Below are 12,207 nucleotides of genomic sequence, written 5' to 3'. Positions count from 1 at the left end.
CTTCGCCTCAGGAGCTGCGCGGGTAGCTCACAGGGGAGCGAAGGCAGGGGCCGGTGGCAGTCGCAGTCGGTGCCGCGCGCGATGATCAGCCCGCCGTTTCCGGACACCTTCGCAGTCCCGTCGTGCAGGGCCTGCGCGCGGTCGCGGTTCTGGTGGTGATCCTCGACCATGTCGGAATGCCCGGTTTCCCAGGTGGTTTCATCGGCGTCGACGTCTTCTTCGTGATCTCCGGGTATGTCATCACCCAGATGCTCCTGCGGCGGTCCACCGAATCGCGCGGCGCCTGGTTCCTCGGTTTCTACGCCGCACGTGCGCGACGTATCGTGCCCGCGGCGACCCTGGTCATCGTTCTCACCGTCATCGCGACATTCGAGTTCACGAACTTCGTCCGGGGCGCCCGGGTGTTGCCGGACGCGACGGCCGCGTCGCTGTTCCTCGCGAACGTCCACTTCATCGAGACCGGGTCCGACTATGCCCGGCTCGGCGCCGATCCGTCACCGCTGCAGCACTATTGGTCGCTGGCCGTCGAAGAGCAGTTCTATCTGGTCTGGCCGGCGCTGATGATCGTGGCGATCGGCGTCGCCGCCCGGACGAGCCGGGTGACGTTGCGACAGTTGCTGTTCGCTCTTCTGATCGTGCTTGCGGTGGCCGCCTACCTCTACTCGATCGTGCTGACGCCGGTCAACGGGACCGAGGCCTTCTTCTCGCCGTTCACCCGCGCCTGGGAGCTCGCAGTCGGTTGTCTGCTCGCCGTCGCGGGCCCGTGGTTGATGAACGCTGTCGCGGATCGGCCGGTCGTGGCCTCCGCGCTAGGCTGGGCCGGGTTCGCGGCCATCGCGTGGTCGGTCGGGGCCCTGGACGGCACAGACGGTTTCCCGGGGTGGGTCGCCGTCGTCCCGGTGTTCGGCACCGCCGCGGTGCTGATCGCCGGAATGCGCAGTCGCGGCACGGTTCCCGTGTCGGTGCTGGGCACCCGCGTGCTGGTCTACCTCGGGAACATCTCGTACTCGCTCTACCTCGTGCACTGGCCGCTGTTCACCCTCACCGCCGCCCGCATCGGCGCCGACTTCACGCTGCCGATGCAGCTGCTTCTCGTCGGTGTGACCGTCGTGTGCGCGGCGGTCATCTACCACGCGTTCGAGAACCCGATCCGCCGGTCGCGCGGACTCGCCGGCCGGCCGTGGTGGAGCCTGGCCGTCATCCCGGTGAGCATCGCGGTCGTGTTCGCGGTCGCAGCATTCGAGCGCTATCGATGGGCGCTCCCCGTTCCCCTTGTCCAACAACTGTTCTGAGAGTTTCACGAAAGGGTCAGCGGATGACCAGGAGAGTCACCGCCACGGTCGTGGCGGTCGTGTCGTTGTGTGTGGCCGTGATGGTGGCCGGTTGCCAGGCGGTGCCCGAACGGCCCGCCGCCGCTACGTCGGAGTCCGAGGCGGTCCCGGCGGCGGTGTCCACCGCCGATGTTCTCGCAGCGGTCCGGGCCGCGACCGCGGTGCGAGACCTCCCGCCGACGATCACCACCGACGAGTTGCTCGCCGCCAGCGGTGACTACTCCGATCAATGGTCGATCGAGGGGTGCGAACCACCCCTGGAGGTCAGCCGTCTCGACGACATCGGACCGTGCATCCTCGGTGACACGACCAGCGACCGGACCGTGGCGCTGATCGGCGACTCGGCGGCATCGATGTGGCATTCGGCGCTCGATCTCGTCGGCAAACGCCACGGCTGGCGAGTACTCGCGCTGACCAAGAGCAACTGCGGACCGGCCGCGCTGACGTACTACCAGTGGCAGCTCAAGCGGGCCTACACCGAATGTGACGACTGGCAGGACTGGCGGATGGAGACCATCGCCCGCGAGAACGCCGAGATCGTCGTGATGGCCGGCTGGCACGACGGCGGCAACCAGGGACCAGGACGGGACACGACGCCGGAGGTGTGGCGCGACGGCCTGGTCTCCACGATCAACGACCTGCCGGCGGGCGCGAGGGCATTTCTGCTCGGCGGTGTCCCGCGTCCGTCACAGAGTCCGTCGGAGTGCGTGGCGGCCAACCCCGCCGACCTCATCCGGTGCGCCGAACCGGCCAGCGACGCCCTCCCGGTCCAGGCGGGGTGGTCGGCTGCCGCGGAGCTCACCGGACAGACTTTCATCGACGTCGACCCCTGGTTCTGCGCTCAGACGTGCCCCGCGGTGATCGCCGACCGGCTGGTGTACTCCGGCAAGTTCCACGTGACGGGGCAGTACGCCCGCCACCTGTCGGGTCCGCTCGAGGAGATCATGGCGCCCGCGCTGCGCGCGCAACCCTGACACCTGCGCGAGCGGTCAGTCGGTGTCGCCGGCCCACGCCGGCGTCGACATCGCACCCCGCGCCACCACGGCGCGGGTGCGCATGTCGACGGCCTTGATGACACGCGTCATCGCGCCCATCGTGCCGGTGAGATCGTCGCGTCCGCTGAGATAGCTGCGCTGGGCGGCGATGGGCATGGCGAAGAACGCCTCGAAGAAGGCGATGGTCTGCGAAGGACTCAGCCGCAGTAGCGCGCTGAGCCCGCGCAGACGGAGGTTGTGTACCGCGCGGGCGGACGACGGCCACAGCTCGGTGGCGGGGTCGCGACCCGAGGCAAGAGCGGTGACCACTGCGTCCGTGCACATCAGGGATGTCGCGACGCTGTAGCCGGTCGTCGGGTTCTTGAAACCACCCGCGGCGCCGAACCGGAAAGTGGGATCGCGCCACGGTTGTGGCGACGAGCCGGTCAGCGGGAAGTCGACGTGCTCGACCCGCAGGATCTCCGACGGCATACCGCCCAGGCGGTCGGCGAGCCGCCGCTGGAGTTCGTCGAGGCCCAGCGCGGGGTATCCGGCGAGGCAGGTCTCTTCGAGGAGATACTCGCCCCCGCCGAGGGGTACGACATACAGGAACGACGGCAGCGCCCGACGATGCTTCGCGCCGCCCCGCCAATCCATCAGCAGCGCTTCGTGTCCGGCCAGGATCGGCTCGGCGGTCCGGGCGCCGACGACGATCCCGTACGCGGTCTGCCGGGGTGCGTCGTGGGGGAGCGCACCACGACAGTCGACCACCGCCTCGCCGGTCAGGACCTTTCCGTCGTCGAGATGCACACGCGCACCGTCGATCTCGACCACGCGTGCGGCCACGGCCGGAACCCCGTCGAGGGTCAGCGACCGTTGCAGCCCGGGGGTGTCGAAGACGGTGTAGCCGCGGGCGATCTCCTCGAGGTCGCGACCCGCGACGCCGATGCGCGCGGTGCCGGCGGCGATCGCGGCCGGATCGATCCAGTCAGGCAGCTCGTCGGACCAGCAGGCGAACGTGGACCGCCAGATCCGCTCGGGAGACGGGTCGACGAGGGTCACGGACACACCCGCGCGTGCCAGTCGGTGCACGAGGGCCCGCCCGGCCGGCCCGGCCCCCGCGACGATGACTCCAGAACTCACATCCCGTCCTTCGTCGCGGGCGGCGATCCGGACGGGCACGCGCCGTCGGGCAGGAGGCTCACGAACCGCCGGTGGCCAGCATGCCACCGTCGACGGTGAGGGTTTCGCCGGTGATCCACGCCGACTCGTCGCTCGCGAGGAACGCGACGGCGCGGGCGACGTCCTCCGGCTCGCCGATGCGCTTCAGCGGATACGAACTCGCGACGCGTGCCTCGTTGTCGCCCTCGGTGAACACCGAGGCGAACTTCGTCCGCACGACCGACGGGGCGATCGCATTGACCCGGATGTTCGGCCCCAGTTCCCAGGCGAGTTCGGCGGTGAGGCGGATCAGCGCCGCCTTCGACGTGCCGTAGGCCGCGATCACCCCGGTCGACCGCAGGCCCGCCACGGACGCGATGTTGACGATCGAACCGCCGGTCTCCTTCATCCCCGCCCGGTAGGCCTCCTGGACGAACCCCAGCGCGGCGACCACGTTGGTGTCGAAGGTCTTGCGGTACGCGGAGAGATCGGCGCCCATCAGCGGGCCGGCCAGCGGCGCGATGCCGGTGTTGTTGACGAGGATGTGGATACCGCCCTGGGCGACGGCCGCGGCCACCGCAGCCGACCGGTCGTCGGCGTCACCGGTGTTGGCCGCGCACACCGAGACGGTCGCGCCGGGCACCGACTCACGAATCCGGCCGGCCGCCTCCTCGAGGGGCTCGGCCTTGCGGCTGGTGATGACGACCGAGGCGCCGCGCCGGGCGAGTTCGGTCGCGATCGCCTCTCCGATGCCGCGACTGGCGCCGGTGACCAGTGCCGAGCGGCCCGTGAGGTCGGAGGACTGGGGAAAGTTCTGCGGAATCGGTGTGGAGTGCGTCACGCTCCACACCGTATCGGTCCACCGTGTCGCCGCGGGCGGAGTCGGTGGCGTCGCCGGCGATGAGCGCGTGGTCAAACCGGTGGCGCGGCACCGGTAGAATGGAACGTCGTGATCACCGCGACCGACCTTGAGGTACGAGCGGGCGCTCGGACCCTGCTGTCGGCGCCCGGCGATGCGCTGCGCATCCAGCCCGGCGACCGCATCGGCCTCGTGGGCCGCAACGGTGCGGGGAAGACCACCACATTGCGCATCCTTGCGGGGGAGACCGAACCCTACGCGGGTTCGATCCGCCGCTCCGGTGAACTCGGCTACCTCCCGCAGGATCCCAAAGAGGGTGATCTGGACGTCCTCGCCAAGGATCGGGTGCTCTCCGCGCGTGGGCTCGACGAGATCCTGCGCGACATGGAGAAGCAGCAGGCGGCGATGGCCGAGGCCGCCGACGACAAACTCCGCGACAAGGCGGTCGCCCGCTACGGGCGCCTCGAAGAGCGCTTCTCGTCCCTCGGCGGGTACGTCGCCGAGTCCGAGGCCGCCCGCATCTGCAACAGCCTGGGTCTGCCGGACCGCGTCCTCAACCAGCCGCTGCGCACGCTCTCCGGTGGTCAGCGTCGACGCATCGAACTGGCCCGCATCCTGTTCGCGGCGTCCGACGGCTCCGGTAAATCCGACACCACCCTGCTGCTCGACGAGCCGACCAACCACCTCGACGCCGACTCCATCGCCTGGCTGCGCGGCTTCTTGCAGAACCATGAGGGCGGGCTCGTCGTGATCAGTCACGATGTCGACCTGCTCGCCGATGTGGTGAACCGGGTCTGGTTCCTCGACGCGGTGCGCGGTGAGGCCGACATCTACAACATGACCTGGAAGCGGTACCTGGACGCGCGTGCAACCGACGAGCAGCGTCGTCGTCGCGAACGGGCCAACGCGGAGAAGAAGGCGTCCGCACTGCGCACGCAGGCCGCGAAGCTGGGTGCCAAGGCGACCAAGGCCACGGCCGCCCAGAACATGCTGAAGCGGGCCGAGCGGATGATCGACGCGCTCGACGACGAGCGGGTGGCCGACCGTACGGCGCGGATCCGCTTCCCCGAACCCGCCGCCTGCGGCAAGACCCCGCTGATGACGTCTGGTCTCTCGAAAAGCTATGGCTCGCTGGAGATCTTCACCGGCGTCGATCTGGCGATCGACAAAGGCAGTCGAGTCGTCGTCCTGGGTCTCAACGGCGCGGGCAAGACGACGCTCCTGAAAATGCTTGCCGGGGTGGAGAAGCCGGACACCGGTCGCCTCGAGCCCGGTTACGGGCTGAAGATCGGCTACTTCGCCCAGGAACACGACACCCTCGACGACCAGGCGACCGTCTGGGAGAACATCCGGCACGCCGCACCCGACGCGGGCGAGCAGGATCTCCGAAGCCTGTTGGGCGCGTTCATGTTCACCGGTCCGCAGCTCGACCAGCCGGCCGGCACCCTGTCGGGCGGCGAGAAGACCCGTCTCACGCTGGCCGGTCTCGTGTCGTCGGCGGCGAACGTGCTGCTCCTCGACGAGCCGACGAACAACCTCGACCCGATCTCGCGCGAACAGGTCCTCGACGCCCTCCGGAGCTACACCGGCGCTGTCGTACTCGTCACGCACGACCCCGGGGCAGCTGCCGCTCTCGACCCGCAGCGCGTCATCCTGTTGCCGGATGGCACCGAGGACCACTGGAGCGACGAGTACCAGGAGCTCATCGAGCTCGCCTGATCGCGGCGATGACCAGGTCGGTACCGGCCCGGTCAGGCACCGTCAGCCGGTGACCGTGACCGTCGAACTCCCGGCCGACGACTCCGGCGGACCGCAACCGTCGACCGAACTCGAGGCCGTCGGCACCCGGCACGTAGAGGAAGTTGGCCTCGCTCGGCAGCGCCGGATGGCCCGCGTCGTCCAGGGCGGCGGCGAGACGGTCGCGTTCGCGGCGCATCGCAGTCACCCGGCCGGCCAGTTCGTCGGAGGCCGCGAGCGCGAGCGACGCCGCCTGTTCGGCGGCCGCGGTGATCGAGAAGGGGACTTCGTGGCGCCGCGCGCCGCGGATCGAAGTCGCCGATCCGATCGCGTATCCGACACGCAGGCCCGCGAGGCCGTGGGCCTTGGAGAAGGTCCGCACCACGATCAGATTGGGATGCTCGGCCAGCAGCGTCCCGATGTCGGGCGCAGTCGAGCTGTACTCGATGTAGGCCTGATCGAGGATCACCGGAGTGGACGCGTCGACGGTCGCCAGCAATCCCCGGATCTCGTCGTCGGTGACCACCGATCCGGTCGGGTTGTGGGGACTGCAGACGATGACGGCCGCGGTGTCGGGACCGGCCGCCGCGGCGAGCGCGGTCATGTCGGGGCGCCCGTCGTCGAGCAGCGGGGTCGTGTCGAGCATCATCCCGATCATGTCGGCGAGCAGTGCGAAGCCCTCGAATGTCGGTGCCGGGGTGGCGATTCGAGGTGTCCGACAGCCCGCGGTCCGGGACCGCGCCGCTGAGTCCTGCAACATCGCCGACAGAACCGCGGTCGCACCCGCGCCGATGGTGATGTTGTCGGCCTCCGATCCGGTGTGCTCGGCGATCGTCGTCCGCAGGTGCTCGGGACGGAAGGACGGATAGTGGTGCGCGTCGGCCGAGTGGCGACGCAGCGCGGAGACGACGGCGGGAAGAGGTGGGTACGCGGACTCGTTCCGGTCGCATCGCACGATGTCCGTCGACCGCGTGGGCGCCTGTTCGAGCCGTGCACCCGACGGATCGGGGAGGACGACGGTCACGAACGCCCGCTCCACCGGATCGCGCCGGCGGCGGCGAAGTCGCCCGCATGGGCGAACGCCGACATCATCACGACGTCTCCGGGGCGGACGCGACCGTCGTCGATCGCCGCGTCGAGTGTCATCGGTATCCCGACCGCGAACAGGTTGCCGCACTCGTCGAAGGTGTCCGGATGTCGCGACTCGGGCAACTCGAGGGCCTCGCGCCAGTTGCGCAGGAAGATCCGGTTCGGCTGATTGGTGACGAGGACGTCCAGGTCGGCGGGTCGAATGCCGATCCGATCGGCCAGCGCGACAGCCACTTCCGGAACCATCCGGTTTCCGCGGGCCAGGACCTTCGCGATCTTCGCCTCGGTGAAGCCCACGTGGATCTGGCCCGGACCCGCCTCCCAGTACTTGCGCTCCGGCTGGGCGACGGCGGTCATGTCCGCCGAGAACTGGCCGAAGGACCGGGATTCGGTGCCCAGCACCGGGTTCCCCGCATCCCCGAGCGTCAGGGTCGCGACCGCCGCCCCGTCTCCGGGAATCGCGGCCTGCGCCTTCACGCGGACCTGATCCTGGGTGAAGATCTGACCGGCGCTGTTCTGCGCCAACCCGATCAGGGCTTTGCGACCGCCGCCGGCGCGGAGGAGCGCGCCGGCGATCTCGATCAGATGGACGAACGCGGCACAGCCGCCGTTGTGCACATCGAGCACGGTCCGCGGAGCGAGTCCGAGGCGGTGGGCGACCTCGCCCACGCACCCGCGGACCGGGACCTCCGGAAGCTGACTGTGGGTGAGCACGACGTCCACGTCATCGAGGTAACCGTCGCCGTGCCGGTCCTGGAGCCGGCGCGCAGCCGCGACGATCATGTCCGCGGAGGTCTCGCCGTCGGCCGCATGGTGGCGGAAGGCCGGTGCCCGGAACATGACGTTGTCGGCGAGTTCGTCGTCCTCGGCGAACTGCGCGAAGAACTCCGCGGGCACCCGTGCGGCGGGCCGGTAGGTGGCGAGATCGGCGAGGGAGACGGCCGGGGCGATCGCGGTCATGAGCGCATCCATTCGGGGGTCAGCGGAAGTCCGTTGCGGTGGCGGTGTTCGGCGATGGCCGTGAGATTGTCGAGTTCGATCTGGTGTCCGGCGCCGAACATGTCCCACAGGTCACCGACCCACTCCTCACGACCGGCCGGCGCGGTGTCGGGGTACGGGTTCTCGTCGTAGAACGGGTGGTGGCAGTTGTTCCACAGGACCACCGAACCGGGGCGGTCGAGAACGAGCTGTGCGTCGACCACGCGCATCAGGTAGATCATCCAGAGATGCTTTCCCTGATCCCACGCGCAGTGATAGTCGACGGTCATGGCGTCGGCGTTGGCCACCGTGCGGACGTAGATCTTCGTGTCCTCGTTCAGGCGATCGTGTCCGACCCACAGGCCCGGTTCCTCGGTTTCCGTGAAATCCCGTGTGCTGTAGGTCCATTCTTCGAGTGAACGCGTGTCGGCGAGCCACTCGAACAGTTCGCGGGGAGGTGCGTCGACGTATCCCTGGACAGGGCAGTAGTCGCCGAACACCTGGTGATGGGGATACACCGAGCGGACCTTGTCGACGACGAGTGCGGTGTTGGCGGAGCGGGGGTGGGTCTCCACCCGGACCACGCCGTCGAGCGTGGCCGCGGTGTCCCCGAGGTCGGACAGGGCCGAGGAGTGCGTGGTCATGGAGTGCCTCTCGCGATCAGTGGGGCGAACGGGGGTGCTTCGTCGGGATCGACATCCACGACGATGCAATTCGGTCCGGGACGCGACAGCATCTCGTCGCACGCCGCATGCAGGGTCTCCAGGTCCGGGGCGGAGCGGACCGCCAGGCCGGCGAACATCGCGTCGAGCCCGCCCGCGACGTCGGTGTGACGGAACCTGTTGACGCTCGGCGCGCCGGGGAAGAAGCGGGCCTCGCGGGTGACGCACATGCCGTGCGCGTCGTTGTTGAGGACGATCAGGGTGATCGGCGCGTCGTGTTCGATCGCGGTGTGGATCTCCATGCCGTGCATGAGAAACGAGCCGTCACCGGCGATGACGACGATCCGGCCGCCCGGGATCGGATGACGCGCGGCGATCGCGGACCCGATTCCCGCGGCGATCGCCCACCCCATCCCGCCCATGCCCAATGCGACGACGAACCGGCCGACGCGGAACCGACCGTCGCCGAACGGGAGGTGGTGGATCGCCGCGGCACCGGTGTTCCCGGCGTCGGCGAACACCGCGCAGCCCGTGGGGAGGGCGTCGCCGATGGTGACGAGCGCGTCGCGCATACCGACAGCCGTCGCCGACGGGACGACCTCCAGATGCTCGATCGGATGGACCCGGGGTGGGCGAGGTCCGGGAACCCGGTCGGCGAGCGACCGGTGGATCGCGCCGACGGTGTCGGTGAGACGTTGCGTGGCGATGTGCTCGACGGCGGCCGCGGTGCGCGGCGGCGCGCCGCCGAGATGGACGACCGGGATCGTCGCCAAGGCGTCGTCGAGGCCCGCGCGGTCCGTCATCGACATTCGGCAGCCGATCGCCAGGATCAACTGCGCATCGCGCACGGCCCGGTGTGCCGACGGATGTCCCATCACGCCGGTGACCCCGGAACACGACGTACGGCCGATGTCGCGGCCGCCCGGGGAGACCACGACAGCGGCGCCGAGGAGGCCCGCGAGATTGTCGACGGCATCCGCCAGCCCGAGCCGGGATGCTTCCTCGCCGGCCCAGATGCACACGGTCCCGCCGGCTCGCGCCACCTCCGCGAGGCGGTCGGCGAGATCGTCGACCGTTGCGGCCGGCATCGATGCGAGGTCTGCCGGCCTCGCCGGTGGCGAATGTGCTTCGGTCCAGGGCGACGTCTGGACGTCTTTCGGCAGGATCACCGCGGCCGGTAGCCCCCGCGCCGTGGTGGCGAATGCCTCGTCGAGAACCCCGTCGAGACGGGAGGGCTCGTCGACCAGCCCGCAGAAGCCGACCACGCCGGACAACACGGCACGCAGGTCGACGGTGTCGGGCGGGTCGAGCATGTCCTGGAACCCGCCGCGTCCCACCGCGGGTGTCGGTGCCGAACCGATCAGGGCGATCACCGGAACGCGGCTGTCGTAGGCCTCGCCCAGTGCCGGTACGACATTGAGTGCCCCGCCGCCCGACGTCGTCAGGACCGCGGTCGGCTCACCGGTGAGCCGGGTGTGCCCGTCGGCCATCGCGCCGGCGCCGAACTCGTGCTTGGCGACGACCGGGGCGAGTCGCGGGTGCCGCACGGCCGCGTCGAAGACGTCTTCGATGTTGGCGCCGTGGACGCCGAAGGCGGTACGCACACCGGCGTCGACCAGTCGTGCGACGACCCGGTCGGCCACCGTAGGAGCCGTGTGCCCGTCTCGCGCGTTCAAACCCTGTACTCCCAGCCCCGAACCGTGGTGCGGCACCGGTCGATTCGTCGGTGTCCGAACATCGGACACACTCAGTGCTAATTAGCTTAGCGTAAGCTAATGTCCGGCGGCAGGGGGAGTGACTCGGCGAGTGCCCGGCGCCTCAGCCGACCGGCGTCTCCGGCCAATACCGCTTGCGCAGATCGCCTTTCACGAGCTTTCCGGTGGGCGTACGAGGTAGGTCGTCGACGAAGTCGACCGATCGAGGCGCCTTGTACGCCGCGATGTTGTCGCTGGTGAACGCGATCAGTTCCTCGGCGAGAGGATCGGTGGGCTCGATGCCGTCGGCGAGCTGGACGCACGCCTTCGCGACCTCGCCGAGGTCGGCGTCGGGAACGCCGATCACCGCGACGTCGAACACCGCGGGGTGGTTGATGAGGACGTTCTCGGCCTCCTGCGGATAGATGTTGACGCCGCCGGAGATGATCATGAACGCCTTGCGGTCGGTCAGGTACAGATAGCCTTCGTCGTCGACATACCCGACATCGCCCGTGGTGGACCAGTTCTCGTGCTCGGGGTGCTGGGCCTTGCGGGTCTTGTCCGGGTCGTTGTGGTACTGGAAGGCCACCTCCTCGCGTTCGAAGTACACCTGGCCGACCTCACCGGTCGGCAGTTCCCTGCCGTCCTCGTCGCAGATGTGGACCACGCCGAGGAGCGGTTTGCCCACCGAACCCGGATGATCCAGCGCCTCCTGCGGACCGATGAAGGTCGCACCGGCGGCCTCGGTCGACGCGTAGTACTCGTGGATGACCGGTCCCCACCACTCGATCATCGCGCGCTTGACCTCGACGGGGCACGGTGCGGCGGCGTGCACGGCCACCTTGAGGCTGCTGACGTCGTACTTCGTGCGGACGTCGGCGGGGAGCTTGAGCATCCGGATGAACATGGTGGGAACCCACTGGCTGTGGGTCACGCGGTACTTCTCGATGGCGGCGAGGGCCGCCTCGGGATCGAACCGGTCCATCATGACGACGGTGCCGCCCACCGAGTTCGTCATCCCGCAATAGCGCAGTGGCGCAGCGTGATACAGCGGCGCGGGGGAGAGGTAGACGGCGGTGTCGTCGTAGCCGTACATCGGCGCGAAGATCGCGGTGTAGGCGTCGGGTACCTCGTCGACCTGTCCCTCCGGCATCGGTGTCTTGATGCCCTTGGGGCGTCCGGTGGTCCCGGAGGAGTAGAGCATGTCGGTACCGCGCGGCTGGTCGGTGCGCGGCTCGGCCGACGCATTCGCCAGGACCTTGTCGTAACTCTCGAAGCCGTCGAGATCCCCACCCCAGACGACGCGTCGCCCCGGACCCGCCAGTGCCTCGATCTCCCCGGACGTCGCCACGGCGTCGACGACGGATGCGCCGGCGAACAGGACCTGCGCGTTGCAGTCGGAGAGGATGTAGTTGGTCTCGGCTGCGGTGAGATGGTGATTGACGGCGGTCACGTACAGGCCGCTGCGCAGTGCCGCCCAGTACACCTCGAAGACGTGGAAGTCGTTGGCCGAGACCACGGCGATGTTGTCACCGCGCCGGAGGCCCAGTGACTCGAGGTAGTTGGCGAGCCGGGTCGAGTTCTCGTCCAGCTGGCGGTAGGTCAGTTCCTCACCGGTCGCGGCACGGATGACGGCCGGCTTGTCGGGAGTGGATTTCGCGAAGACTCCAGGGAACAAGGGTGGCGCTCCTCGTGACGAAGGGATGGTCACCCCGAACGACC

The 12,207-nt window shown here is 69.2% G+C and carries 10 protein-coding genes; 3 read left to right on the top strand and 7 right to left on the bottom strand.

Annotation, left to right across the window (positions count from 1 at the left end; genetic code table 11):
• The first annotated feature begins 53 nt into the window (after positions 1-53).
• Positions 54-1,292, top strand: a complete 1,239-nt coding sequence (locus AMD30_RS02355; RefSeq protein ID WP_055474615.1) for an acyltransferase family protein — start codon at positions 54-56, stop codon at positions 1,290-1,292.
• 23 nt (positions 1,293-1,315) lie between these two features.
• Positions 1,316-2,305: an SGNH hydrolase domain-containing protein gene (locus tag AMD30_RS02350; protein ID WP_055474614.1), complete on the top strand. Its 990-nt coding sequence runs from the start codon at positions 1,316-1,318 to the stop codon at positions 2,303-2,305.
• Between the two features lie 15 nt (positions 2,306-2,320).
• On the opposite strand, the gene AMD30_RS02345 is transcribed toward AMD30_RS02350, so the two are convergent.
• Positions 2,321-3,448, bottom strand: a complete 1,128-nt coding sequence (locus AMD30_RS02345; protein WP_055474714.1) for a lycopene cyclase family protein — start codon at positions 3,446-3,448, stop codon at positions 2,321-2,323.
• A gap of 58 nt (positions 3,449-3,506) precedes the next feature.
• Positions 3,507-4,316 carry an SDR family oxidoreductase gene (locus tag AMD30_RS02340; RefSeq protein WP_010841028.1) on the bottom strand — a complete coding sequence of 270 codons (810 nt, stop codon included), beginning with the start codon at positions 4,314-4,316 and terminating at the stop codon, positions 3,507-3,509.
• A 99-nt stretch (positions 4,317-4,415) separates the two neighbouring features.
• Here AMD30_RS02340 and AMD30_RS02335 point away from each other — a divergent pair, with 99 nt between their 5' ends.
• Complete coding sequence (locus AMD30_RS02335; protein WP_010841029.1) at positions 4,416-6,044, top strand: ABC-F family ATP-binding cassette domain-containing protein; 1,629 nt, start codon at positions 4,416-4,418, stop codon at positions 6,042-6,044.
• On the opposite strand, the gene AMD30_RS02330 is transcribed toward AMD30_RS02335, so the two are convergent.
• The 5 genes from AMD30_RS02330 to AMD30_RS02310 form a co-directional block, all read right to left on the bottom strand.
• Entirely contained in the window at positions 6,028-7,086 is a 1,059-nt protein-coding gene (locus AMD30_RS02330) for a pyridoxal phosphate-dependent aminotransferase (RefSeq protein WP_055474713.1), read from the bottom strand. The two genes, AMD30_RS02335 and AMD30_RS02330, sit on opposite strands and share 17 nt — an antisense overlap.
• A complete protein-coding gene (locus tag AMD30_RS02325; RefSeq protein WP_055474712.1) occupies positions 7,083-8,111 on the bottom strand; it encodes a 3-oxoacyl-ACP synthase III family protein in 1,029 nt (342 codons plus the stop codon). Before AMD30_RS02325 ends, AMD30_RS02330 begins: the two co-directional genes overlap by 4 nt.
• Complete coding sequence (locus AMD30_RS02320) at positions 8,108-8,773, bottom strand: hypothetical protein (RefSeq protein WP_014926687.1); 666 nt, start codon at positions 8,771-8,773, stop codon at positions 8,108-8,110. Before AMD30_RS02320 ends, AMD30_RS02325 begins: the two co-directional genes overlap by 4 nt.
• Positions 8,770-10,434, bottom strand: a complete 1,665-nt coding sequence (locus AMD30_RS02315; RefSeq protein ID WP_055474613.1) for a thiamine pyrophosphate-binding protein — start codon at positions 10,432-10,434, stop codon at positions 8,770-8,772. The genes AMD30_RS02320 and AMD30_RS02315 overlap by 4 nt, the downstream gene beginning before the upstream one ends.
• A gap of 175 nt (positions 10,435-10,609) precedes the next feature.
• Complete coding sequence (locus AMD30_RS02310; RefSeq protein WP_055474612.1) at positions 10,610-12,163, bottom strand: acyl-CoA synthetase; 1,554 nt, start codon at positions 12,161-12,163, stop codon at positions 10,610-10,612.
• Positions 12,164-12,207 lie beyond the last annotated feature (44 nt).

Origin of the sequence: Gordonia sp. HS-NH1, assembly GCF_001418765.1 — a bacterium.
GTDB lineage: Bacteria > Actinomycetota > Actinomycetes > Mycobacteriales > Mycobacteriaceae > Gordonia.
Note: the sequence above shows the minus strand (reverse complement) of the source record. Positions and strands in the feature narration are given on the sequence as shown.

Excerpts from the sequence above, each read along its gene's own strand:
- AMD30_RS02325 (WP_055474712.1), bottom strand. The coding sequence starts at position 8,111 with ATGACCGCGATCGCCCCGGCCGTCTCCCTCGCCGATCTCGCCACCTAC.
- AMD30_RS02350 (WP_055474614.1), top strand. The coding sequence starts at position 1,316 with ATGACCAGGAGAGTCACCGCCACGGTCGTGGCGGTCGTGTCGTTGTGT.
- AMD30_RS02320 (WP_014926687.1), bottom strand. The coding sequence starts at position 8,773 with ATGACCACGCACTCCTCGGCCCTGTCCGACCTCGGGGACACCGCGGCC.